Here is a 24024-nt window from a genome sequence, read left to right as displayed (position 1 = left end):
TCACGGATCCCGTACTGCACTGGTGCTCGTGACGGCCAAGTTGCAAATGAGATTCTTTATCAACTAAATTAACGCCCCGACGACATCTTCGGACCAGCCATCGCCCCGTCCGGTCATTACGGCAACAGGGGCATCGCATGTTTCAGACTTCACTCCACCGGCAAGCGCCGGCGATGGGCCTGCTCGCCCGCGCCTTGCTGGTCGCCCTCGTGGCCGCCGCGTCCACCTCGGCCAACGCCCAGGACGCCGCCACCGACGACGACACCCGCGATGCCCAGCCACCGGCCGATGCCACGCAACTGGACACGGTCATGGTCAAGGGCCAGCGGCTCAGCCTGGACCTGCAGCAGGACGCGGCGGTCGGCGCGCTGGGCACGTCCCGCCTGCTGGACACGCCGTTCTCGGTGGCGCTGGTCGAAGAACCCGAGATCGCGCGGCGCCAGGCCACCACGCTGGGGCAGATCTTCATCAACGATCCGTCGGTGTTCGCCGCCGAGCCGCCGGCCAGCACCAACTGGTGGGGTACGCAGATCCGCGGCATCGAGGTGCGCAATTTCTACGTAGACGGCGTGCCGATGCTGATGGAATGGGGCGGCGAGTTCCCGCTGGAAGCGGTGCAATCGGTGCAGGCGCTGAAGGGCCTGGGCGGCTTCATGTACGGCTTCGGCACGCCCGGCGGCATCGTCAGCTACCAGACCAAGCGCCCCACCGACACCGCGCTGCTGGCCACCACCTTCGGCTATCGCAACGACAGCGCATTCTCGGCCCAGCTCGACGCCGGCGGGCGCGCCAACGGGCCGGACTCCTTCGGGTACCGTCTCAACGGCGGCATCGAACGCGGCGATGCCTACAACGGCGCCGGCATCGACCGGAAGACGCTGGCGCTGGCGGTCGAGCAACCGATCGCCGAGAACCTGACCTGGCATGCGGAAGTGGTGCACGAGCGCAACACGCTCGAGCACGAACCGCTGTACTTCTACTGGGACAGCTACGACGGCGCGCACCTGCCGCGACCGACCAACGACTACGCCAAGATCCGCGTCGACGGCGCCTATTACAGGACCGCCCTGCTGCACGCGACCACCGGCCTGACCTGGCGCATCGACGAACGCTGGAGCGCGGCGCTGAGCCTGGGCGGCAGCCGCCGCCGGCACGAATCGCACAAGACGTTCGGCAACCTGCTCAATGAAGCCGGCGACTACGATGGCGTGGTCTACGACTTCGCCGGAGTGCTGCGCAACAGCGCAGCGCAACTGCTGGTCACCGGCCACGCAGACACCGGCCCGATCGCGCACACGCTGGTGTTCGGCGCCTCGGTGCAGCGCCAATGGGATCAATGGAGCAAGGCGTTCTCCTGGAGCCAGGAGTTCACCGGCAACCTCTACCGCCAGCAGACCTACCGCCCGACCCGCCGCCCGGACTACAGCCTGGCGCCGGTCAGCGCCGACCTGCGCCAGAAGGCGGTGTTCGTCAGCGACACCATGCAGTTCGGCGAGCACTGGCGGGCCATCCTCGGCGCGCGCCACGTGGACTATCAGCAGCGCGATCTGGATGGCGACGCGGCCGTGGACAGCGGTTACCGCACCTCGGTGACGACCCCGACCGTCGCGCTGATCTACAAACCCATCGACGACATCTCGCTCTACGCCAGCTACGTGGAAGCACTGGAACCGGGCAGCCGCGTGGGGAGCGATGCGGTGCTCGCCTACGCCAATGCCGGCAGCGTGCTGCAACCGACGGTGAGCAAGCAGTACGAGTTGGGCGCCAAGTTGCAGAGCGGGCGCTTCGCCCTGACCACCGCCGCGTTCCGCATCGAACGCGGCGCCCAGATCGACGCCTACCGCGACGGCCAGCGCTACCTGACCCAGGACGGCCTGACCCTGTATCGCGGACTGGAAGTGATCGGCAGCGTCGGCGTGACCGACGATCTGGAACTGGGCGGCGGCGGGCTGTGGATGGACCCGCGTCTGGAGGATCTGTCGCCGGACAACGCGGCCCTGCGCGGCAACCGCCCGGCCGGCGCCGCACGCCGGCAACTGCTGGCCAATGCCACCTGGCGCGTACCGGGCGTGCGTGGCCTGAGCCTGCACGGCAACGTGCGCTACTCCGGCGACGCGTATTACGAGGATCAGAACCGCGTGCTCATCCCCGGGCACACCGTCGCCGCGGTGGGCTTCCAGTACGCCACCACGCTGGGCGGCTACGACGCGCTGTTGACCGGCAACCTCAACAATCTGTTCGATCGCAGCTACTGGAACCAGCACACGCTGGGCGAGGCGCGCAATGCCGCGCTGAGCCTGCGGATCGATTGGCGCTGAGCGGCTGCCTGCCGCGGCTGTCGCTGCGCGCGGCCGCAACAGCAGCGCGGCACTCACGCGTGGACGCCGCCGATCACGATGAAGCGGCGTTACGGAAACGGCTCTTCTTCCCTTCTGCGAGATTGGCTGCGCCGGGCATTGCCAGGAACGCCCGGCGCGGCTGATCCCGCAAAAGGGGACAAGAGCCGCTCCTACGAACTACCCGCCTCCGGTTGAGGTGCGGCCGACGCAGGCGCACGCTGGCACCGTCGTGCCGACTGCCCGGCGCTGCCGATCCGACGCCATCACGATGCCGCGGACGGCGGCGACCGAAGCGGCGCCTCCGGCGTGGACGCCAACGTCGAATCGGCCTGCGCATCCAGCTCCGCGTCCGCCTCCGGCGTCGCCACGGTCACTGCCGACTCCGCCGCGGTGGCGGCGGCGCTGCGCTGCCGCGCCAGGTCCTCGACCATTTCCCAGGACTTCAGGCCGCGCCCGCCGAGGTGGTGCAGCAGCACCACGCGCATGCCGCGGCGCAGGCCGGGCAGATCCTCGGCGACCGGTTCGGCGTCGTCGGCCAGGGCCAGCAGGGCGCGCCCGGTCGCCATCCCGCTGCGCTGGTCGTGGCCGCGGTCGCTCAACAACCGGCGCGGTCCGTGCTCGGCGTCGAGCACATAGCGCGCGGCCGGGTCGATCGGCTCGCCGTCGCCGTCGTGGCGCAGGTCGAAGCCCACGCCCAGCGCCTCCAGCAGGTCGCGCTCGAAGCAGCGCAGCGACCAGGCCAGCGGCGCCTCGGCCGCCAGCCGCGCCCGCACCCGCGCATAGGCCAGGTACAGGTCCGGCGCCGGGTCGTCGCGCGGCGCCAGGCGCAGGGTCAGTTCGTTGATGTAGAAGCCGGCCAGCATCGCCTCGCCGCTGAGCCGCGGCGCCGTGTCCACGGCCTCGGCCGCGCGCAGTTGCGCCAGTTCGCCGCGGCGCTGCGCGCTGAAGCGGATCGACTGCAGCGGCTGCAGCGCCGCGCGCAAGGCCTGCTTTTTCGGCCCCTGCACGCCGCGCGCCAGCACGCCGAGCCGGCCGTGGTGCACGCTCAGCACCTCCACCAGCAGGCTGGTCTCGCGCCAGGGCCGCGCATGCAGGACGAAACCGGGTTCGTGCTCGATCAAGGCGGTGGGAGCTGGGAATGGGGAGTAGGGAATGGGGAATCGGAAGGCAGGCCCGAATCATTGCCGAGCGATCCGATGAAAAGGCGGCTTTTCCGGCAGGAGCAGCTTCAGCGGCGATGGAGGTTACCGGGAAAACCGGTCGCGGCTGAAGCCGCTCCTACACATACCACGATTGCCTGGGACACGCGGAAATCCGATTCCCGATTCACTATTCCCGGCGTTATTCCCCGTACCCGAACGCCTTCAGCGCCGCCTCGTCGTCGGACCAGCCCTCGCGCACGCGCACCCAGGTCTCCAGGAACACCTTGGCGCCGAACAGGCGCTCCATCTGCTGGCGGGCCTTGGCGCCGATGTCCTTCAGGCGGGTGCCGCCCTTGCCGATCACGATGGCTTTCTGGCCTTCGCGCTCGACCCAGATCACCGCGCCGATGCGCAGCAGCGCGCCGTCCTCGGCGAAGCGTTCGATCTCCACGGTGGTCGCGTACGGCAGTTCCTCGCCGAGCTGGCGCATCAACTGCTCGCGCACCAGTTCGCCGGCCAGGAAGCGCTGGCTGCGGTCGGTGATCTCGTCCTCGCCGAACATCGGCGGCGCTTCCGGCACCAAGGCCAGCAGGTCGCGCACCAGCGCCTCCAGGCCCTTGCGCTTGAGCGCGGAGATCGGGTGCACCGCGGCGAAGCTGCGGCCCTCGCTGACCTGCTGCAGGAACGGCAGCAGCGCGGTCTTGTCCTTGAGCCGGTCGACCTTGTTGACCACCAGCACCACCGGAATGCCGGCGTCGCTGAGCACGTTGAACGCCAGCGTGTCCTCCTCGTCCCAACGCCCGGCTTCGATCACCAGCAGGCCGGCGTCCACGCCTTCCAGCGAGCCGCGCGCGGCGCGGTTCATCACCCGGTTCATGGCGCGCTTCTGCTCGCGGTGCAGGCCCGGGGTATCGACCAGCAGCAACTGGCCGGCCGGGAAGCTGGCGATGCCCAGCAGCCGGTGCCGGGTGGTCTGCGGCCGGTTGGAGACGATGCTGACCTTGGCGCCCACCAGGGCGTTGGTCAGGGTGGACTTGCCCACGTTGGGGCGGCCGATCACGGCCACGCTGCCGCTGCGGTAAGGGGGGGTGGCTTGCTCGTTCACTTGCTCGAATCCAGTTGCTCGATGGCGGCGGCGGCGGCCTGCTGCTCGGCCAGGCGCCGCGAGGTGCCCTCGCCCTCGGTCACCAGGGCGGGCTCGGCGAGTACGCAGCGTACCCGGAATAGTTTGGCGTGGTCGTCGCCGGTCTCGCTGATCAGTTCGTAGGCCGGCAGGCTCCGCTGCCGGGCCTGCAGCCATTCCTGCAGGCGGGTCTTGGCGTCCTTCTCCACCTTGCCGACCGGCAGCGCCGCCAGCGCCGCCTCGAACCAGGGCAGGATCGTGGCGCGGCAGGTCTCGAAGCCGGCATCCAGGTAGATCGCCGCGACCACGGCCTCCACCGCATCGGCCAGGATCGAGTCGCGGCGATGGCCGCCGGACTTCATCTCGCCCGGCCCCAGGGTCAGGCGTTCGCCCAGCTCCAGCTGCCGGCCGATCGCGGCCAGCGAGGCCTCGCGCACCAGCTCGGCGCGGGCGCGGGTCAGCGCGCCTTCGTCGGCCTTGGGCCAGCGCTGGTACAGCGCCTCGGCGATCAGCAGGTTGACGATGCCGTCGCCGAGGAACTCCAGGCGTTCGTTGTGCGGCGCACCGGCGCTGCGATGGGTCAGCGCCTGCGCCAGCAACTGCGGCTCGGCGAAGCGGTGACCGATGCGGTCACCGCGCAGGATGGTCTTACTGGCCACCACGCGTCGTCAGGTCCTGGGTGGCGTCGAACTTGCCGACCACGTCCAGATTGGCGATCAACGGGCGGCGCACTTCGTAGGCCACGTGCATCTTCACCCCGGTATCGGTGCGCTCGAAGGTGACGTCGCTCGGCTTCACGTTGTCCGAGTTGTTGATGTCCAGGCGCCGGAACAGCGAGGCCTTGGCCTGCGACGGGTCCATCTCGGCGCTGCCGGCTTCCGTCGCCAGGCCCTTCATCGCCGAGCGCACGGCATAGAACTCCATGTACATCGGGAACAGCTTCATGCCGATGTAGACGAAGAATCCGACCACCGCCAGCACGATCACGAACGAGGTCAAGGTCATGCCACTTTGCTTGTGCTTCATCGCGCTTCCCCTCACGCAAGTCACTGAATGGTCGTTCCGATCCGCGACGGATCGAAACTGCCGCTGCAGAACCACCCTTCGCAATTGAGCCAGATCAGGAACGCCTTGCCGCGCAGGTTCTCCTCGGGCAGGAAATGGGTCTGGGTCCAGAACCGGCTGTCCTCGCTGTTGTCGCGATTATCGCCCATCACGAAGTACTTGCCCGGCGGCACCACCCAGTCGCCCTGGCCGGCCGGATTGTTGCGGTCGATCCATTCCAGTTCGGTGTGGGGACGGCCCGGCAGGTATTCGGTGAGCAGCGTGGCGCCGGTCATTTCCGCGCCCTTGCCCTTGCCGACGTACTCGCCCATCACCTTGTACTTCATCGGCGTGCCGTTGATGTACAGGGTGTCGCCGTGGAAGCCGATGCGGTCGCCCGGCAGGCCGATCACGCGCTTGATCCAGTTCTCGTCCGGCTTGTGCGGCGGCTTGAACACCACCACGTCGCCGCGCTTGGGCTCGCCGACCGGAATGATCTTCTGGTTGGTGATCGGCAGGCGGAAGCCGTAGGAGAACTTGTTGACCAGGATGAAATCGCCGACCAGCAGGTTCGGCATCATCGAGCTGGACGGGATCTTGTACGGCTCGGCGATGAAGCTGCGCAGGATCAGCACCACCGCCAGCACCGGGAAGAACGCCCGCGAGTAGTCCACCAGCACCGGCTCGGCGTCCAGCAACCCGGCCCGCGCGGCACGGCGCTTGGCGAAGAACAGCTTGTCCAGCAGGGTGATGATGCCGGTGGCGAAGGTCAGGACCACCAGCGCGATTTCAAACCATTTCATTCGTATTCCTTTGGAATGGGAATCGGGAATGGAGAATGGGAAATCGGGAAGGCAAGAGCATGCGCTCCTTCCATTCCCCATTCCCTATTCACGATTCCCAGCTACTTGTCCATCTGCAGCACAGCCAGGAAGGCTTCCTGCGGGATTTCCACGCGGCCGACCTGCTTCATGCGCTTCTTGCCTTCTTTCTGCTTTTCCAACAGCTTCTTCTTGCGCGAGACGTCGCCACCATAGCACTTGGCCAGCACGTTCTTGCGCATCGCCTTGACCGTGGTGCGGGCGATGATCTGCGAGCCGATCGCGGCCTGGATCGCCACGTCGAACATCTGCCGCGGGATCAGGTCCTTCATCTTCTCGCACAGCTCGCGGCCGCGGCGATCGGCGTGGCTGCGGTGCGCGATCAGCGACAGCGCATCGACCTTGTCACCGTTGATCAGCACGTCCACGCGCACGAACGGGCCGGTGTCGAAGCGCACGAAGTGGTAGTCCAGCGAGGCGTAGCCGCGGCTGACCGACTTGAGCTTGTCGAAGAAGTCCAGCACCACCTCGGCCATCGGCAGTTCGTAGCTGATCTGCACCTGGCTACCCAGGTAGTTGATGCCGATCTGGCTGCCGCGCTTTTCCTCACACAGCTTGATGATGTTGCCGATGTATTCCTCGGGGGTGAGGATGTTGGCGCGGATGATCGGCTCGCGGATCTCCTCGACCATGTTCACCGGCGGCAGCTTGGCCGGGTTGTCCATGCTGATGATGCTGCCGTCGGTCTTCAGCACCTCGTAGACCACCGTCGGCGCGGTGCTGATCAGGTCCAGGTTGTACTCGCGCTCCAGGCGCTCCTGCACGATCTCCATGTGCAGCATGCCGAGGAAGCCGCAGCGGAAGCCGAAACCCATCGCCTCGGAGCTTTCCGGCTCGAAGCGCAGCGCCGCGTCGTTCAGGCGCAGCTTGTCCAGCGCCTCGCGCAGGTTGGTGTAGTCCTCGGCATCGACCGGGAACAGGCCGGCGAACACGCGCGGCTGCATTTCCTGGAAGCCGGGCAGCGGCTTGCTGGCCGGGTCGCCGGCCAGGGTCAGGGTGTCGCCGACCGGCGCGCCGTGCACGTCCTTGATGCTGGCGGTGACCCAGCCCACCTCGCCCGCGCGCAGCGCCGGCAGCACCTTGCGCTTGGGCGTGAACACGCCGACGTTGTCGACCTGGTGGGTGCGGCCGGTGGACATCACCAGCAGCTTGTCGCCGGCCTTGATCTCGCCCTGCATCACCCGCACCAGCGAGACCACGCCCAGGTAGTTGTCGAACCAGGAGTCGATGATCAGCGCCTGCAGCTTGTCGGTGTCGCGCGGCACCGGCGGCGGGATGCGCTGCACGATCGCCTCCAGCACGTCGCGCACGTTCAGCCCGGTCTTGGCGCTGACCGCGACCGCGTCGGTGGCGTCGATGCCGATCACCGCCTCGATCTCGGCCTTGGCGCGGTCGATGTCGGCGGTGGGCAGGTCGATCTTGTTCAGCACCGGCACCACTTCCAGGCCCTGCTCCACCGCGGTGTAGCAGTTGGCCACCGACTGCGCTTCCACGCCCTGCGCCGCGTCCACCACCAGCAGCGCGCCCTCGCAGGCGGCCAGCGAGCGGCTGACCTCGTAGGAGAAGTCGACGTGGCCGGGGGTGTCGATGAAGTTCAGGTGGTAGACCTGCCCGTCCTGCGCGGTGTACGGCAGCGACACGGACTGGGCCTTGATGGTGATGCCGCGTTCGCGCTCGATCGGGTTGGAGTCGAGCACCTGCGCTTCCATCTCGCGCGCCTGCAGGCCGCCGCAGAGTTGGATGATGCGATCGGCCAGGGTCGATTTGCCGTGGTCGACGTGGGCGATGATGGAGAAGTTGCGGATGTTCCGCATCGAATCAGAGGACATGAGGTGGGCGGCGGCCAGGACCGTCGTCAGGATAACGGGCCATTATCGCATGGCCGGCGGCCGCTGGTGACGACCGCCGGATTCGCCCCCCGGCCCCGGGCGCCGACCCGGCTGGATCGGCGCCGGGGATGGCGCCCGGCCACGGCCGGGCGCGCGGGATCAGCCGCCGGCGCGTACCGCGACGAAGCTGGTGGTGTCGCGGACGCGGATCAGCAGCATCACCACGTCGCCCTTCTTGTAGGCGCTCAGCTGCTGGTTCAGGGCCGCCACGCTGCCGATCGGCGTGCGCCCGACCTGCAGGATCACCATGCCCGGCACCAGCTGCGCGTCGCGCGCGGCGCGGCCGGTCACCGCGGTGATGCGCACGCCCTTGCCCGGCTCCACGCCCAGTTGCTGGCGGGTGGCGGCGTCCAGATCCGCCACGTCGATGCCGAGCAGCGCGTTGGCCCCGGTGGCCGGGGCGGCGTTGTCGCCCACCACCGGGCCGGCGTTGGGCTGGGCGTCGTCGGCCAGCGCGGTCAACTGCACGGTCAGCTCGCGCGGCTTGCCGTCGCGCAGGATGCCCAGGCGCACCTTGGCGCCCGGCTGCATCGCGCCGATCATCGGCGGCAGGTCGCTGGAGGCGCCGATCTCGGTGCCGTTGACCGTGCGGATCACATCGCCCACTTCCAGCCCGGCCTTGGCCGCCGGGCTGCCCTGGACCAATTGGTTGACCAGCGCGCCGCGCGTATCCGGCAGGCCCAGGCCCTGCGCCTTCAGCGAATCGATGGCGCCGACCATCACCCCAAGCTGGGCGCGGGTGACCTTGCCGGTCTTCTTGATCTGCTCGACCGCGCTCATCGCCAGGTCGATCGGGATCGCGAAGCTGATGCCCATGTAGCCGCCGGAGGCGGAGAAGATCTGCGAGTTGATGCCGACCACTTCGCCGCGGGTGTTGAGCAGCGGGCCGCCGGAATTGCCCTGGTTGATCGCCACGTCGGTCTGGATGAACGGCACGTAGCGCTGGTCGGCATAAGGGTTGCTGCGACCGGTGGCGCTGACGATGCCGGCGGTGACCGAGTGGTCCAGGCCGAACGGCGAGCCGATCGCCACCACCCACTGGCCGGGCTTGAGCAGGTTGGAGTCGCCGATGCGCACCGTCGGCAGGTTCTTGCCGTCGATCTTCAGCAGCGCCACGTCGTACTGCTGGTCGCTGCCGACCACCTTGGCGGTGAACTCGCGGCGGTCGGTGAGCTTGACCTTGACCTCGCTGGCGCCGTCGACCACGTGGTGGTTGGTCAGCACGTAGCCATCGGGCGAGATGATGAAGCCCGAGCCCATCGAGCGGCCCGCGGGACCATCGTCGTCCGGCGCGCCGCCGCGCGGCTGCCCGGGCATGCCCGGCATGCCCTCCGGACCAAAGAAGCGGCGGAAGAACTCGGGGATCTGGTCGTCGTCGGGCATGCCGCCGCCGGAGCGCGCGGCCGCGGCGCGGCGGCTGATGGTGGTCTCGACATTGACCACGCCCGGCCCGACCTGCTCGACCAGCCGGGTGAAATCGGGAAGGTTGCCGACCAGTTGCGGTGCCGGCGCGGACTGCGCGGCCGGCGGCGTGGCGCTGGCGGCGCTGGGGCTGGGCTGCTGCGCGCAGGCGGCCAGCGGCACGGTCAGCGCCAGCAGGCCCAACAGATGGTGGCGGATACGGTGAGTCATCGGACGCGAGCCTCCGGTTCGGGAAGGGGAAGAACGAGGGGACGAAGCAACGGGGACCACGCGCCGGGTCGAAGCAGGACGCCTGCCGGCGCGCGGGGTCAGGGCTGCTGCTGCGGCGGCGGGTTGGCCACGGCGTCGGCAGGCAATCGGGGTTCGAACGGATAGAACGCCGCCGGGTCCGCGCCGCTGCGCGGGAAGCTGGCAGTGAAGGCGCTGCCGGCATCGGCGGCCGGCAGCGTCGAGCGCGGCCACGGCCGGGCCTGCAGCGGCGCGGCCGGATGCCCGAACGGATCGCTGGCGCGTTGCGCGACCATCGTCGGAGGCACGACCGGCGCCACGAACGGCGTCTGCGCGGGCGTCTTGGCTTGCGGCCTGGTGGGCGCCGCCGCGGCATAGGCGCGCTCGGCCGGGGCGCTGCGGGGCCGCGCGGCCTGCTCGCTGCGCGCGGCCTCGCGTCGCGCCGCCGCTTCCTGGCGGCGGTTGGCCGCGATCGCCATCGCCGGCGCCGCCGCGACGGCCGCGGCGAGGTCGCCCTGCGGATCGGCCGGCGCCGGCGCCGGTGCGGGCGTCGGGACCTGCGGCGTGGTGGCGACAGGCGCCGGCGTCGGCGCGGTGGCATCGGCCACCTGCGCCGGCGTCAGCGCCTCGGGGGTCTGCGGCAGGCGCTGGGTCACGAACAGGGCCAGCAGGGCGACCGAGGCGGCCAGGGCCGCACTGCCGCCCCAGCGCCAGGTGCGACGCTTGCCGGCCGCGCTGGCCACTTGGGCGCGCGCGGCCTGCTGCGCTTCGGCGGCCACCGCCTGGCGCACGCGGGCGCTGAAATCGCTGGGCGCCGGCACGCTGACGCGCCCGCGCAGGATGTCGCCGCACAGCTGCCAGCGCTCGTGGCAGCCGGACAGCTCCTCGTCGTGCTGCAGCCGGCGCAGCACGAAGCGCGCTTCGTCGGCCGGCAGTTCGCCGTCGATCAGGGCGGACAATTGCTGCCGGTAGTGCAGCTCGAACTTATCCGGCGCTGCGCTGTCGGGCGCCGGCACTGGCTTGGGAAAGGGCGTGCTATCGGTCATACGCGGTGTCGCTCACGGGTGGCGCTGTCGGTATCCAGCAGGGGACGGAGTTCGGCGTCGATGGCCTCGCGGGCGCGGAAGATCCGCGAACGCACGGTGCCGATCGGGCAGCCCATCTTCTGCGCGATGTCCTCGTAGCTCATGCCCTCCACCTCGCGCAGGGTGATGGCGGTGCGCAATTCTTCCGGCAAGGCGTCGACCGCCTTCATTACCGTGCGTTCCAGCTCCTGGCGCATCAGTTCGCGCTCGGGCGTGTCGGTGTCGCGCAGCCGGGTGCCGCTGTCGAACTGCTCGGCATCGAGCACGTCGACATCGTCGGTGGGCGGCCTGCGGTTGTGCGCGACCAGGTAGTTCTTGGCGGTGTTCACGGCGATCCGGTGCAACCATGTAGAGAACTGGGCGTCGCCGCGGAAGCTCCCCATCGCGCGGTAGGCGCGGATGAAGGTGTCCTGGGCCACGTCCTGACATTCGCTCCAGTCGGCGATGTAGCGCCCGATCAGGCCGACGATCCGATGCTGGTACTTGCGCACCAGCACATCGAACGCCGCGCTCTCGCCGCGCTGCACACGCCGGACCAGTTCCAGGTCCAGCTCCTGAGGTGTTTCGACATCGGCCATAGCGGGCCGCACTCCTGTCAGCCCAACCTACGTCGGACCCTCTGACCGCCAATTCGGAAAAAAGTTCAGCGCCCCTCAGCGGATCGCCGCCCCACGACGTTAACCGGCGTTCCGTTAGGCTGGCGCAAGGCCAGCGGTCGCGGGACCCGCGTCAATCCCCTTGCATTGGGATTTGACGCGACGGAAACAACCTCTGGATGATAACGATCTTCTCCATACACAAGCGGATGGTCCTCCCCATGCTTTCAGGCTTCGACGGGCTCCGATTCAGTCACTGGCAAGCGGACATCCGCGGCGACGGCGTCGTCGTGCTCAGCCTCGACCGCCAGGACGCGCCCGTCAACGCGCTGTCGCAGGACGTGCTGCTGGAGCTGGGCGACCTGCTCGAGCGCATCGCCATCGATCCGCCCAAGGGCGTGGTGATCCGCTCGGCCAAGGACAACGGCTTCATCGCCGGCGCCGACCTCAAGGAGTTCCAGGAATTCGACCGCCGCGGCACCGTCAACGACGCCATCCGCCGCGGCCAGGCCACCTTCCAGAAACTGGCGGAACTGCCCTGCCCCACGGTGGCGGCGATCCACGGCTTCTGCATGGGTGGCGGCACAGAGATCGCCCTGGCCTGCCGGTACCGCGTGGCCTCCAGCGATGCGGCCACCCGCGTCGGCCTGCCCGAGACCAAGCTCGGCATCTTCCCCGGCTGGGGCGGCAGCGCGCGCCTGCCGCGGCTGATCGGCGCGCCGGCGGCGATGGACCTGATGCTCACCGGGCGCACCGTGTCGGCCTCGGCGGCACGTGCGATGGGCCTGGTCGACAAGGTCGCCGCGCCGGCCGTGCTGACCGATACCGCGGTGGCGCTGGCGCTGTCCGGCACCGCCCGTCCCTTCAAGCAGCGCGCCACCGCCTGGGCCACCAACACCTGGCCGGCACGCAAGCTGTTGGCGCCGCAGATGCGCAAGCAGGTGGCGCGCAAGGCGCGCAAGGAGCACTACCCGGCGCCGTACGCGCTGATCGGCGTGTGGGAACGCAGCGGTGGCAGCGGCATCCAGGCGCGCCTGGATGCCGAACGCAAGGCCGTGGTCAAGCTGGCCAGCACCCCCACCGCGCGCAACCTGATCCGCATCTTCTTCCTCACCGAACGGCTCAAGGCGCTGGGCGGCAAGGCGCACGGCATCCGCCACGTGCATGTGGTCGGCGCCGGTGTGATGGGCGGCGACATCGCCGCCTGGTCGGCCTACAAGGGCTTCGAGGTGACCCTGCAGGACCGTGAGCAGCGCTTCATCGACGGTGCGCTAAGCCGCGCTGGCGAACTGTTCGCCAAGCGGGTCAAGGACGACAGCAAGCGTCCGGCGGTGGCGGCGCGGCTGAAGGGCGACCTGGCCGGCGACGGCGTGCCGACGGCCGACTTGGTGATCGAGGCGATCATTGAGAATCCGCAGGCCAAGCGCGAGTTGTACCAGGCGCTGGAACCGCGCATGCAGCCGAATGCGCTGCTCAGCACCAACACCTCCTCGATCCCGCTGACCGAGCTGCGCGAGCACATCCAGCGCCCGGCGCAGTTCGGCGGCCTGCACTACTTCAACCCGGTGGCGCAGATGCCGCTGGTGGAGATCGTCTGCCACGACGGCCTGGCGCCGGAGAACCAGAAGCGGCTGGCCGCGTTCTGCAAGGCGATCGACAAGCTGCCGGTGCCGGTCGCCGGCACCCCCGGCTTCCTGGTCAACCGCGTGCTGTTCCCGTACATGCTGGAAGCGGCCACCGCCTATGCCGAAGGCATTCCCGGCCCGGCGATCGACAAGGCCGCGGTCAAGTTCGGCATGCCGATGGGTCCGATCGAACTGATCGACACCGTGGGCCTGGACGTGGCCGCCGGCGTCGGCGCCGAGCTGGCGCCGTTCCTGGGCCTGCCGATCCCGGCGGCGCTGCAGACCGTGGAGCCGGGCAAGCGCGGCAAGAAGGATGGCCAGGGCCTGTACACCTGGGAGAACGGCCGCGCCAAGAAGCCGGAGCTGGCCAAGGACTACCGCGCACCGGACGACCTGGAAGACCGCCTGATCCTGCCGCTGCTCAACGAGGCGGTGGCCTGCCTGCACGAAGGCGTGGTCGCCGACGCCGACCTGCTCGATGCCGGCGTGATCTTCGGCACCGGCTTCGCCCCGTTTCGGGGCGGCCCGATCCAGCACATCCGCGCCGCCGGCGCCGACGTGTTGCTGGCACGCCTGCGCGCCCTGCAGGCGCGTTATGGCGAGCGCTTCGCGCCGCGCCCGGGCTGGGAGTCGCCGGCGCTGCGCGAACCGGTGGTCTGAGGCGCGCACAGATTCCGCGCAGGAGCGGCTTCAACCACGACGGGCATGATCGAGAACGTCCATCGCGGCTGAAGCCGCTCCGACAAAAGACGGCGTTGCGGCGACGGGCCGCGCGCATGCGCATGATCCGGACATCGCGGCGACCGTCGGCGCCAAGGCGCTCGCAGGAGCGGCTTCAGCCGCGACCGGCATTCCCGGTCCTCGACGGCTGCCACTCCGGAACGGCAAACGACCGCGGCGCCGGCAGGCGTGCCATCCAGCAACCGCGCCGTTTACGGGTGCGAATGCCCATGCGCATGGCCATGCCCGTGCGCGCGATGGCCATGGGCATGATCGTGCGCGTCGTGACCATGCCCATGATGATCGTGACCACCGCCCTCGCCCGCCGCGGCCGGCGCGCCACACGGCGTGGCGCCGCAATGGCCGGCTTCCATCTGCAGGGTGATGTGATCGATGTCGAAACGCGCATGCAGGCCATCGCAGAGCGCGGCACGCAATGCGTCGGCGTCGGCACCCTCGGCCACCACCACGTGCGCGGTCAGCGCCGGCGTGCTGGAGGCCAGCGCCCACACGTGCAGGTCGTGCACGCTGGCCACGCCGGGCGCCGCCTGCAGGTAGCCGCGCACCGCATCCAGGTCCACGCCCTTGGGCACGCCTTCCAGCAGCACGTTGATCGCCTCGCGCAGCAATACCCAGGTCCGCGGCAGCACCCACAGGCCGATCAGCACCGCCAGGATCGGATCGATCAGCTTCCAGCCGGTGACACGGATCGCCAGCGCGCCGACGATCACCGCGACCGAGCCGAGCATGTCGCTCCACACTTCCAGGTAGGCGCCCTTCATGTTGAGGCTCTCGCCACTGCCGGCCTTGAGCAGGCGCATCGAGATCAGGTTGATCAGCAGGCCGAACGCGGCGATGCCGAGCATGCCGACGGTGGCGATCTCCTGCGGCTGGCGGAAGCGCTGCACCGCCTCCCACAGGATGTAACCGGCCACCACGAACAGCAGCGCGCCGTTGACCAACGCACCCAGCGCCTCCAGCCGCGCGTAGCCGTAGCTGCGTTTGGCATCGGGGGGGCGCCGGCTCAGCCGCACCGCGATCAAGGCGATCATCAGCGCCAGCGTGTCGGTGGCCATGTGCGCAGCATCGGACAACAGCGCCAGGCTGTTGGTGACGAAGGCGCCGGCCACTTCCACCACGAGGAACAGCGCGGTGAGGCCGAGCGCCCACCACAGGGGCTGCTCGTGACGGATCTCGGTGGGGGCGTGACTGTGATCGTGTCCCATGGGGCGACCGGGCGGCGATGCGGAGAAAGATGGCCGCTACCTTAGGTCGCCGCCTGCGCGGAGACTATTACACCGCCGCGGCGGCCGCCTGCCCCGGCACGAACACCGCACGGACGCAGCCGTCGTGCTTGTGCTTGAACAGGTCGTAGCCGCGCGCCGCCTCCTCCAGCGGCATCCGGTGCGTGGCCAGGAAGCGCGTCTTGAACGCGCCGCTGCGCGCCAGTTCCAGCAGGCGCGGCACGTAGTGCTGGCCGTGCTGCTGGGCGGTGCGTACGGTCAGCCCCTTGTTCATCACCGCACCGAGCGGGAACTTGTCCATCAGCCCGTACACGCCCAGGATCGACAGCGTGCCGCCCTTGCGGCAGGCCAGGATCGCCTCGCGCAACGCCTGGCCGCGGTCGGTATGTAGGTGCAGCGCCTGCTTGACCCGGTCGTAGGCGTAGCCGAGGCCGGTGCCATGCGCCTCCATGCCGACTGCGTCGATGCAGGCATCGGGTCCGCGCCCGCCGGTCATTTCGCGCAGCATCTCGACCACGCTGTCGACCGCGCTGTAATCGATCACCTCGTTGCCGAGCACGTCGCGCGCCAGCGCCAGCCGCTCGGGCAGGCGATCGATGGCGATGACCCGCTCGGCACCCAGCAGCCGCGCGCTCTGCTGCGCCATCAGCCCGACTCCGCCGCACCCCCACACCGCCACGGTCGCGCCGGGCTGGATGCTGCAGAAATCGGCGCCCATGAACCCGGTGGGGCCGGCGTCGGACAGGAACAGCGCGTCCTCGTCGTCCACCTCCTCCGGGATGGCGAAGCAGCCGACGTCGGCATGCGGCACGCGGATGAAGTCCGCATGCGAGCCGGCGTAGCCGCCGAAGGCGTGGGTGTAGCCGTAGATGCCGGCGGTCGGATAGCCAAGCAGCGGCTCCTGCATCTCCCAGTTGGGGTTGGTGTTGTCGCACAGCGAGAATTCCTGGCGCCCGCAGTGCCAGCATTCGCCGCAAGAAATGAACGAGGGCACCACCACGCGCTGGCCGACGCGCAGGTTGCGCACCTGCGGTCCGACCTCGACCACTTCGCCCATGAATTCGTGGCCGATGATGTCGCCTTCGCGCATCGTCGGCAGGTAGCCGTCGATGAAATGCAGGTCCGAGCCGCAGGTGGTGCTGAGGCCGACCTTCAGGATGACATCGCGTGGGTTGACGATGCGTGGGTCGGGAACCGTTTCCACCCGCAGATCGTTGACGCCGTTCCAGCACAGTGCGCGCATGGCGGACTCCTAGTGTTCGTGGTGGTCGCGGCCGCGCGCGGACGGGTTGTCGCGCAACGTCGGCACTTCGCCGCACTCGATCCAGGCCTTGAACCGATGCAACACCTTGCCGACCAGCGCATCCGGGGCGGCGCCGACCAACTTGGCCACGGCCTGGGCGACGATGCCGCCCTCGACGCGGTACTCCACCGCCAGGGTGGTTTCGCAGCCGAAGCCGTCCGGCGCGGCACGCACGCTCAGCGTGGTCTGCAGATGCAGACCGTGCTCGCCGCTGCCCACATAGCTGACCGACTCGCCAAGACAGGCCTCGCCGCGCCGGTACTCCAGTTCGAGGTGGCGCTCCAACGGCAGGCGCAAGCGCCATTGCGAGGCGTAACCGTCGCCGGACTGCAGTTCGGCCAGGCCCGACAGCACCTGTTGCTGCACGCCGACGTCGCACCAGGCATCGAGGATCTGATGCGGTTCGCCCAGAATGCTGAGGGTACGGACCAGGCGCGTGCCGTCCAGGGTGGCGGCCGCGTCGTTGACCGGGGATTCGCGCATGGGAAGGCTCCTGGCAGGACCGGAACGATCGCGATGCGGGTCACGGCACGTCCGCCGCGACCCGCAGCGCAGCTCAGCGGGTGGACGCGGCCGGCGGCGTGCCGCCACTCTGCAACTGCTGCGCCTTGGCCAGGTGCTCGGCCACGTGCGTGCGCGTGGTGCGCAGGTGCGCGGCGACCTCCGGGGTCTTGGCGGCGGGGATCAGGGTGCTGTCGAGCATCTGCAGCGCCGCCTGGTGGTCCTTGACCATCGCCATCACGTAGGCCTGCGCGAAGCGATCGCCATCCAGTGCCTGCAGCTTGCCGGCCTCGGCCTTGGCCTTCTGCATCTGCTGCTGCGCCGGTGCGGCCTTGGCATCGGGTCCCCACGGTGCGATCTTGGCGTTGTTGTCGGAGTGCTCCTTGACCATCTGCATGGCGTAGTCGCGCACCGGGCCCTTGACCTGTTTCTGCAAGGCCAGGTTGCCGGCGTTGATCTCGCTGGTATTGATCGCCGACAGCACGCCGAGCGCCTGCTTCTCGTTGAGCGCAGACGCGCGCGCGGCTTGCGCGCCCTGCATGCCGGACGACGTCTGCGCCGCGGACGTCGACGGCGTTTGCTGTTGCATCGCGCCGGGATCGTGACCGCCGGCCTGGCCGGAGGGATCGGTCTGCGCATGAGCAAGGCCGACGCCGAGAACCGACATCAGCGCCAGGGAAAGACCGGAACGGTAGCTACGCATGACAGTGTCCTTTGCATGAGAGGTGGTGCGCATGCTCCGCGGCGCGTCGTGAGCGCATGGTTGAACGCGGGTGCAGGCGATGCGAAATGCTGCAAACGCAAAGAAATCGAGGCTGGGCGATGCGGCGCATCGGCGCCCGTGAGGCTGCAGCGATTGACGCCACGGCGATGCGCGCATCACGCGGCCCGACGCGCCGTGATCCACGCTGGAGCGAACCCGTTTGCGGAGCGCAGCACATGGCACAACGACATCTCCCGCTGGCACAACAGGTGATCGTGATCACCGGCGCCTCCAGCGGCATCGGCCTGTGTACCGCGCTGCTGGCCGCCGAGCGCGGGGCCCGCGTGGTGCTGGTGGCGCGCAGCCAGGGTGTCCTTGACGCGACCGTGCAGGCGATCCGCGACGCCGGCGGCGAGGCGATCACGGTGGTCGCCGACGTGGCCGAGCGCGCGCAACTGGACGAGACCGCGACGGTGGCGATCCGGCACTTCGGTCGCATCGACACCTGGGTGAACAATGCCGGCGTGGCGATCTACGGCAAGCTCGCCGACGTGGACGAGCACGACAGCAGGCGCCTGTTCGACGTGAACTTCTGGGGCGTGGTGCATGGATCGATGGCGGCGCTGCCGCATCTGCTGGCCTCGCGCGGCAGCCTGGTCAACCTGGGCAGCGAGGCCTCCGAGGCGGTGATCCCGCTGCAAGGCATGTATGCGGCCTCCAAGCATGCGGTCAAAGGCTTCACCGACACCTTGCGGATCGAGCTGGAGCACCTGGACGATGCGCCGGTGTCGGTGGTGCTGATTCAGCCGACCGCGGTGAACACGCCGTATCCGCAGCATGCGCGCAACTACCTGCGCGAGGAACCGTCGCTGCCCAAGCCGAGGATCGCGCCGCTGCGGGTGGCCGAGGCGATCCAGCACGCGGCCGAACACGGCGGCCGCGACGTGAAGGTGGGCCTGCTGGCCAGCGCCAACGTGGCGATGACCCATCTGCTGCCGCGCCTGGCCGACCGGCTCTCGGCCCTGCGCAGCGAACAGCAGCGGCAGGCGCAACCGGCGCGCGATCCGCAGGGCACGCTGTACCGCGCCGGCGAGAGCGGCCGCATCCACGGCGACTGACCGCGGCGCATCGCGCCGGCGCTACGGCAACCAACGCAGCAGCAGCACGCTGAGGCTGGCCAGCGCCAGCAGCGACAGCGTCCCGGCCGCCAGTACGCGGCCACCGGACGCGAGCACCGTGCGCAAGTTCACCGACAGGCCCAGCGCGGCCATCGCCACCAGGGTGAACAGCAACGACAGCGCTTGCGCCGCCTCGATCGCCGGCGCCGGCAACACGCCCAGCGCGCGCAAGCCCATCATGCCGACGAAGCCGAACACGAACCACGGCACCAGCGCGTGCGCCGGGCGCCGCTGCGCCGGCGCTCCGCCGCGGATCAGCCCCAGCAACAGCATCACCGGTCCCAGCATCAGCACCCGCATCAGCTTGACCAGCGCACCCACCTGCGCGCTCAGCGCGCCCACCGGCACGGTCGCCGCCAGCACCTGCGGCACCGCGTACACGGTCAGGCCGGCGAGGATGCCGTAGTGGCGCTGGTCTAAACCCAGCAACGGCACCGCCAGCGGCAGCAGCAGCACCACCAGCACGCCAAGCGCAGCGGTGAAGGCGATCGCCGCGGCCACGTCGTCGGAGTCGGCGTCGATCACCGGCGCGGCGGCGACGATCGCCGAATTGCCGCAGATCGCGTTGCCGCAGGCGACCAGGGTGGCCAGCCGCGACGGCAGCCCCAGCGCGCGGCCGATGCCGTAGCCGAGCGCGATCGCCAGCAGCACCACCCCGGCGATGGCGCCCAGCAACAGGCCGCCGGCCGCGCCGATGGCGCCGATGCCGACCGACGCCCCGAGCAGCACGATCGCCAGTTCCAGCGGCAGCTTGGCGGCGAAGGCGATGCCGGCGTGGCTGGACGGCGGCAGCCGCCAGACCGTGCGCAGCAGCGTGCCCAGCACGATCGCGAACACCAGCGCGTCGATCCAGCGTCGGCCCAGCCACTGCAGTTGCGCGCGCTCGGCCAGCCACGCCAGCGCCGCCACGGCGATGGCCAGGGCCAGCCCGGGCAGCAAGGTCGAACGTCTGTGCAGTTGCGTACGCATGGGAACGAACCGGATCGAAGTGGCGGCAGCGTGCGCCTGCAAACCGTTTGGTTCCATCGCATAATGGTGCACGTTTCGTTCGATCAGCCCGAACGGTGGCCGCATGACCCTGGAACAACTCGCGCTGTTCGTGGCGGTGGCCGAACGCCAGCACCTGACCCTGGGCGCACACGCCGCGCATCGCACGCCATCGGCGGCCAGCGCTGCGATCAAGGCACTCGAGCATCAGTACGGGGTCGCGCTGTTCGACCGGGTTGGCCGCGGCCTGGTGCTGACCGCGGCTGGCGCCGCGTTCTGCGAGGACGCCAAGGCGATCCTGGCGCGCAGCCGCGCCGCCGAACTGGCCCTGAGCGAATGGCGCGGCGTGCTGCGCGGCACGCTCGACCTGCACGCCAGCCAGACCGTGGCCAGCTATTGGCTGCCGACCCGGCTGATGGCGTTCCATGCGCGCTATCCGCAGATCGAGATCCGCCTGAGCGTGGGCAACACCGACAGCGTGGCGCGCGCGGTGCGCGAGGGGCGCGCCGACCTGGGCTTCGTCGAGGGCGGCGTGCAGGCCCCCGAGTTGCTGAGTTCGCCGCTGGACCACGACCGGCTGCGCGTGGTCGCCGCGCCGGACCATCCGTTGGCGGGGCGTCGCCGCCCCGGGCTGGCACGGCTGGTCGCCGACAGCACCTGGATCATGCGCGAACCCGGCTCGGGCACCCGCTCGGCGTTCGAGGCGGCACTGCGCGCCGCCGGCATCGCCCCGGAGCGCCTGCGCGTGGCCCTGTCCCTGCCCTCCAACGAAGCGGTGCTGTCGGCGGTGCAGGCCGGGCACAGCCTGGCGGCGATCTCGCAACTGGCCGCGGCCCCATGGCTGGAGAGCGGCCGCCTGCAGCCCCTCGCCGTGGCGCTGGGCGAACGCAGCTTCCATGCGCTGCGCCACCGCGAACGCAGCCTGGGGGCGGCGGCCGCGGCCCTGCTGGGCTTGCAGGCCGCGTCCGCCGCGGCCTGAGGGTCGCGCGGACCGGCAGCGGGACCCGGCGCGCGACATCCATTCCAAAACGAGATAGCCCTCGGCAAATGCTTCATTGGAATGGAATGCCTGGCGCTTCTATCCTCGCTCCCGGTCTCTCGCGCGCCAAGGCAGCGAATCGGGGATGTCCGTGCAGTCATCGCCGGACATGCCACGCCCGCCCCGCCACGCCGGCAGACACGTCATCGAGGACAACGATCGGGACAGCCTGCCGTCATGCAGGGCCGCCCTGCCGATGCCCCCAGGACCGGATTTTTCCGGCCCATGCCAACTTGATCGGTCACTTTTTGTCCTGGGAGGGAACAAAAATGCCTTTGGAACAGCTCCGTCGCCCGGCCGGCCGGCGCGCGCACCGCCCTGCCGCCCGCAATCTGCTGGGCGCGGCCATCGTCCTGGCCCTGTCCGGCAACTTCGCCGCGCACGCGCAGAGCGTCCCCGCCGATCCGGCGGCCGCGGCCACGCCGCCCGCCACGACCGACGCCAAGAACGGCCAGCAGCCGGTCACCCTGGACAACGTGATGGTGGTCGGTCAGCGCGCCAGCCTGGAACAGGCGGTGCAGGCCAAGCAGCTCGACGACCACGTGGTCGAGGTCATCTCCGCCGACAACATGGGGCAGATGCCCAACGTCACCGTGGCCGAGGCGCTGGTGCGCCTGCCCGGCGTCAACGGCACCCGCGACCGCGGCAACGAAAGCCTGGCCACGGTGCGCGGCCTCGGCCCGCGCATGACCATGGGCACGGTCAACGGCCGCGAGATCGCCTCCTCCGAACCCAACCGCGCGGTGCGCTGGGAAGTGTTCCCCACCGAGATCGTCTCCACCGTCAAGGTCTACAAGACCCCGTCGGCGGACCTGATCGCCGGCGGCATCGCCGCCACCGTGGACATCTCCACCATCAATCCGCTCGACCACACCGGCCCGACCTTCGTCGCCACCGCCGGCCCGGTGTACTACGACGAGGCCAAGGACGCACGCGACTATTCGCCGTGGGGCCAGCGCCTGGGCGCGAGCTGGATCCACCGCATCAACGACAACCTCGCGGTCGCGCTCGGCACCACCTACCAGAAGCAGAAGAACGCCGGCGTCTCGATCGGCACCTGGGGCTACACCGACGCCAGCAACGCGCGCGACGTCGATGGCGACGGCAAGGTCGACTACACCCCGTGGGGCGCGGCCGACCAGCTCAAGCTGACCGAGCAGACCCGCACCGGCGCCATGGGCACCGTGCAATGGCGCTCGGGCAACCTGGAACTCAAGCTCGACGGCCTGTACTCGCGCATCCGCATCGACGAGGACCAGCGCCAGAACTGGTTCAACAACCTCGGCTACAGCATCTACTCGGCCAGCAATCCGTACACCACGCCCGGCTCGTCCTACACCATCGTCGATGGCGACGTGGTCGCCGGCACCCTGGCCAATTCCAATCTGCAGGTGGACCACGTCATCGCCAACTACGACGAGGTCAAGACACTGGCGGCCGGCGGCCTCAACGCCAAGTGGCGCGGCGACGTGTGGACGCTGGGCAGCGACCTGTCGTTCTCGCAGGCCAAGCGCGACAACGACTGGCGCGCGGTGCGCTTCGGCAGCAATCCGGACACGGTGTCGTTCGACTTCCGCCACGGCGTCACCCCCACCATCAGCACCAGTTCCGATGCGCCGGAATGGGGCATCAGCGGCCAGACCGAACCGCAGGCGCTGCGCGACCGCATCGCCGCGCTGGCGCTGAGCGCCAGCCGTGCGATCGCCGATTCGCCGATCACCGCACTGGAGTTCGGCGCACGCGCCGCGCGCCGCGAGAAGCAGAACCGCCACTTCACCAGCTTCCAGTCCGGCTATAGCCAGCCGATCTCGGCCTACCAGGACCTGATCTACCCGGAGACGATGCCGGACCTGAACGTGCCGACCCTGACCGGCGGCGACCTGGACGCGATCGCCAGGCTCGGCTTCGGCGGCTTCGATCCCAGCCTGGCCGTCGAACAGCGCCTGGACCACTGGAACGTCGAGGAAAACGTGCGCGAGGCCTTCGCCAAGGCGGTGTTCAGTTCGCAGTGGTTCGGCGTAGACGTCACCGGCAACGCCGGCGTGCGCGTGGTCCACACCGATACCGACAGCCACGGCTACGACACCGTCGGCGGCGTGGTACAGCCGAGCAGCGCCGGCAAGACCTACACCGACGTGCTGCCCAGCGCCACGGTCAACTTCCTGATCGATCCCGAGCGCATCCTGCGCGTCTCGGTCGCCAAGGTGATGGCGCGGCCGCCGCTGGACGAACTGCGCACCGGGCGCGCGCTCGACGACCCCAACACCACCGTCGGCCAGCTCACCGGCAGCGGCGGCAACCCGCAGCTCAATCCGTTCCGCGCCACCCAGCTCGACCTGTCCTACGAGTGGTACTTCCACAAGGAAGCACTGGCCGCGCTGGCGCTGTACCGCAAGTGGGTGGATTCGAGCATCGGCTACAAGACCCAGCACGAGACCATCGACGGCCGCGACTACCTGATTAGCGGTCCGTTCAACGGCGGCGGCGGCTACATCAACGGTGCCGAGCTGACCTTCCAGACCCCGTTCTTCTTCATCCCGCACATGGAGAACTTCGGCATCTACTCGAACTATTCGTATGTGGAATCCAACCTGCACGAGTTCTCGCCGGCGGACAATCCGCTGCCGCTCAGCGGCCTGGCGCGCAACACCGGCACGCTGGACCTCTGGTACAACAACAGCAAGTTCGAAGCGCGGATCGGCTACAAGTACCACAGCCCCTACACCGTGGTGTACGGCTGGAACGCGGCGCGGCTGGCGCGACTGGAAAGCGAAGGCACGGTGGACCTGAGCCTGGCCTGGCGCTACAGCGAGCACCTGGGCTTCAAGTTCCAGGTCGGCAACCTGACCAACGAACCGTTGCGCGCGTACAGCGACAACAAGCGCAACCGGCTCGCCAACCAGGACGATGGCGGCTACCAACTGTTCGGCCGCCGCTTCGCCCTGGAAGCGACCTACACGTTCTGAGCCGCCGGA

The 24024-nt window shown here is 69.4% G+C and carries 19 protein-coding genes; 5 read left to right on the top strand and 14 right to left on the bottom strand.

Annotated elements, in window-relative coordinates; all coding sequences use genetic code 11:
- The first annotated feature begins 137 nt into the window (after positions 1–137).
- Positions 138–2318 carry a TonB-dependent siderophore receptor gene (locus Q7W82_RS09095; RefSeq protein ID WP_242156548.1) on the top strand — a complete coding sequence of 727 codons (2181 nt, stop codon included), beginning with the start codon at positions 138–140 and terminating at the stop codon, positions 2316–2318.
- 284 nt (positions 2319–2602) lie between these two features.
- On the opposite strand, the gene recO is transcribed toward Q7W82_RS09095, so the two are convergent.
- The 9 genes from recO to rpoE form a co-directional block, all read right to left on the bottom strand.
- Positions 2603–3460 (bottom strand): DNA repair protein RecO, encoded by an 858-nt coding sequence (gene recO, locus Q7W82_RS09090; RefSeq protein WP_242156547.1) that lies wholly within the window; start codon positions 3458–3460, stop codon positions 2603–2605.
- Positions 3461–3680: 220 nt separating this feature from the next.
- The gene (era, locus tag Q7W82_RS09085; RefSeq protein ID WP_010340598.1) at positions 3681–4586 is read right to left on the bottom strand and encodes a GTPase Era; all 906 of its coding nucleotides are present in this window, start codon (positions 4584–4586) and stop codon (positions 3681–3683) included.
- Complete coding sequence (rnc, locus tag Q7W82_RS09080) at positions 4583–5263, bottom strand: ribonuclease III (protein ID WP_160948337.1); 681 nt, start codon at positions 5261–5263, stop codon at positions 4583–4585. Before rnc ends, era begins: the two co-directional genes overlap by 4 nt.
- On the bottom strand, positions 5253–5630 hold the full coding sequence (locus Q7W82_RS09075) for a DUF4845 domain-containing protein (protein ID WP_160948336.1): 378 nt from the start codon (positions 5628–5630) through the stop codon (positions 5253–5255). The genes rnc and Q7W82_RS09075 overlap by 11 nt, the downstream gene beginning before the upstream one ends.
- A 20-nt stretch (positions 5631–5650) precedes the next feature.
- Entirely contained in the window at positions 5651–6451 is an 801-nt protein-coding gene (gene lepB, locus Q7W82_RS09070) for a signal peptidase I (protein ID WP_242156546.1), read from the bottom strand.
- Between the two features lie 101 nt (positions 6452–6552).
- Positions 6553–8343 (bottom strand): translation elongation factor 4, encoded by a 1791-nt coding sequence (lepA, locus tag Q7W82_RS09065; protein WP_019796414.1) that lies wholly within the window; start codon positions 8341–8343, stop codon positions 6553–6555.
- Positions 8344–8517: 174 nt separating this feature from the next.
- The gene (locus Q7W82_RS09060; protein ID WP_242156545.1) at positions 8518–10050 is read right to left on the bottom strand and encodes a DegQ family serine endoprotease; all 1533 of its coding nucleotides are present in this window, start codon (positions 10048–10050) and stop codon (positions 8518–8520) included.
- Between the two features lie 98 nt (positions 10051–10148).
- Positions 10149–11114 (bottom strand): sigma-E factor negative regulatory protein, encoded by a 966-nt coding sequence (locus Q7W82_RS09055; RefSeq protein WP_242156544.1) that lies wholly within the window; start codon positions 11112–11114, stop codon positions 10149–10151.
- The gene (rpoE, locus tag Q7W82_RS09050) at positions 11111–11731 is read right to left on the bottom strand and encodes an RNA polymerase sigma factor RpoE (protein ID WP_160948332.1); all 621 of its coding nucleotides are present in this window, start codon (positions 11729–11731) and stop codon (positions 11111–11113) included. Before rpoE ends, Q7W82_RS09055 begins: the two co-directional genes overlap by 4 nt.
- 239 nt (positions 11732–11970) lie before the next feature.
- Between rpoE and Q7W82_RS09045 the strand changes: the two genes are divergently transcribed.
- Positions 11971–14034, top strand: coding sequence for a 3-hydroxyacyl-CoA dehydrogenase NAD-binding domain-containing protein (locus Q7W82_RS09045; RefSeq protein ID WP_242156543.1), 2064 nt, complete (start codon positions 11971–11973; stop codon positions 14032–14034).
- Positions 14035–14306: 272 nt separating this feature from the next.
- Here the strand turns inward: Q7W82_RS09045 and Q7W82_RS09040 are convergent, their stop codons facing one another.
- The 4 genes from Q7W82_RS09040 to Q7W82_RS09025 all read right to left on the bottom strand — a co-directional run bounded on the left by Q7W82_RS09040 (position 14307) and on the right by Q7W82_RS09025 (position 17809).
- Complete coding sequence (locus Q7W82_RS09040) at positions 14307–15320, bottom strand: cation diffusion facilitator family transporter (protein ID WP_242156541.1); 1014 nt, start codon at positions 15318–15320, stop codon at positions 14307–14309.
- Positions 15321–15387: 67 nt separating this feature from the next.
- Entirely contained in the window at positions 15388–16581 is a 1194-nt protein-coding gene (locus Q7W82_RS09035) for a zinc-dependent alcohol dehydrogenase (protein WP_242156540.1), read from the bottom strand.
- 9 nt (positions 16582–16590) lie between these two features.
- Complete coding sequence (locus Q7W82_RS09030; protein ID WP_242156539.1) at positions 16591–17124, bottom strand: hypothetical protein; 534 nt, start codon at positions 17122–17124, stop codon at positions 16591–16593.
- A 73-nt stretch (positions 17125–17197) separates the two neighbouring features.
- A complete protein-coding gene (locus Q7W82_RS09025; RefSeq protein WP_242156966.1) occupies positions 17198–17809 on the bottom strand; it encodes a DUF4142 domain-containing protein in 612 nt (203 codons plus the stop codon).
- A 272-nt stretch (positions 17810–18081) separates the two neighbouring features.
- Here Q7W82_RS09025 and Q7W82_RS09020 point away from each other — a divergent pair, with 272 nt between their 5' ends.
- The gene (locus Q7W82_RS09020; protein WP_242156538.1) at positions 18082–18963 is read left to right on the top strand and encodes an SDR family oxidoreductase; all 882 of its coding nucleotides are present in this window, start codon (positions 18082–18084) and stop codon (positions 18961–18963) included.
- A gap of 21 nt (positions 18964–18984) precedes the next feature.
- On the opposite strand, the gene Q7W82_RS09015 is transcribed toward Q7W82_RS09020, so the two are convergent.
- The gene (locus Q7W82_RS09015; protein ID WP_242156537.1) at positions 18985–19992 is read right to left on the bottom strand and encodes a putative sulfate exporter family transporter; all 1008 of its coding nucleotides are present in this window, start codon (positions 19990–19992) and stop codon (positions 18985–18987) included.
- A gap of 103 nt (positions 19993–20095) precedes the next feature.
- On the opposite strand from Q7W82_RS09015, the gene Q7W82_RS09010 reads away from it, so the two are divergent.
- Together Q7W82_RS09010 and Q7W82_RS09005 are read left to right on the top strand one after the other, a co-directional pair.
- Positions 20096–20989, top strand: coding sequence for a LysR substrate-binding domain-containing protein (locus Q7W82_RS09010; protein WP_242156536.1), 894 nt, complete (start codon positions 20096–20098; stop codon positions 20987–20989).
- Positions 20990–21318: 329 nt separating this feature from the next.
- Positions 21319–24015: a TonB-dependent receptor gene (locus Q7W82_RS09005; protein WP_242156535.1), complete on the top strand. Its 2697-nt coding sequence runs from the start codon at positions 21319–21321 to the stop codon at positions 24013–24015.
- The last annotated feature ends 9 nt before the right edge of the window (positions 24016–24024 follow it).

It is taken from the genome of Xanthomonas indica (assembly GCF_040529045.1).
Taxonomy (GTDB): domain Bacteria; phylum Pseudomonadota; class Gammaproteobacteria; order Xanthomonadales; family Xanthomonadaceae; genus Xanthomonas_A; species Xanthomonas_A indica.
The sequence above is the reverse complement of the archived record's forward strand: the minus strand, read 5'-3'. Positions and strand labels throughout refer to the sequence as shown.

Coding starts and splice junctions, on each gene's coding strand:
- Q7W82_RS09095 (WP_242156548.1), top strand. CDS start 138: ATGTTTCAGACTTCACTCCACCGGCAAGCGCCGGCGATGGGCCTGCTC.
- Q7W82_RS09075 (WP_160948336.1), bottom strand. CDS start 5,630: ATGAAGCACAAGCAAAGTGGCATGACCTTGACCTCGTTCGTGATCGTG.
- lepB (WP_242156546.1), bottom strand. CDS start 6,451: ATGAAATGGTTTGAAATCGCGCTGGTGGTCCTGACCTTCGCCACCGGC.
- lepA (WP_019796414.1), bottom strand. CDS start 8,343: ATGCGGAACATCCGCAACTTCTCCATCATCGCCCACGTCGACCACGGC.
- Q7W82_RS09060 (WP_242156545.1), bottom strand. CDS start 10,050: ATGACTCACCGTATCCGCCACCATCTGTTGGGCCTGCTGGCGCTGACC.
- Q7W82_RS09055 (WP_242156544.1), bottom strand. CDS start 11,114: ATGACCGATAGCACGCCCTTTCCCAAGCCAGTGCCGGCGCCCGACAGC.
- rpoE (WP_160948332.1), bottom strand. CDS start 11,731: ATGGCCGATGTCGAAACACCTCAGGAGCTGGACCTGGAACTGGTCCGG.
- Q7W82_RS09045 (WP_242156543.1), top strand. CDS start 11,971: ATGCTTTCAGGCTTCGACGGGCTCCGATTCAGTCACTGGCAAGCGGAC.
- Q7W82_RS09040 (WP_242156541.1), bottom strand. CDS start 15,320: ATGGGACACGATCACAGTCACGCCCCCACCGAGATCCGTCACGAGCAG.
- Q7W82_RS09035 (WP_242156540.1), bottom strand. CDS start 16,581: ATGCGCGCACTGTGCTGGAACGGCGTCAACGATCTGCGGGTGGAAACG.
- Q7W82_RS09030 (WP_242156539.1), bottom strand. CDS start 17,124: ATGCGCGAATCCCCGGTCAACGACGCGGCCGCCACCCTGGACGGCACG.
- Q7W82_RS09025 (WP_242156966.1), bottom strand. CDS start 17,809: ATGTCGGTTCTCGGCGTCGGCCTTGCTCATGCGCAGACCGATCCCTCC.
- Q7W82_RS09020 (WP_242156538.1), top strand. CDS start 18,082: ATGGCACAACGACATCTCCCGCTGGCACAACAGGTGATCGTGATCACC.
- Q7W82_RS09015 (WP_242156537.1), bottom strand. CDS start 19,992: ATGCGTACGCAACTGCACAGACGTTCGACCTTGCTGCCCGGGCTGGCC.
- Q7W82_RS09010 (WP_242156536.1), top strand. CDS start 20,096: ATGACCCTGGAACAACTCGCGCTGTTCGTGGCGGTGGCCGAACGCCAG.
- Q7W82_RS09005 (WP_242156535.1), top strand. CDS start 21,319: ATGCCTTTGGAACAGCTCCGTCGCCCGGCCGGCCGGCGCGCGCACCGC.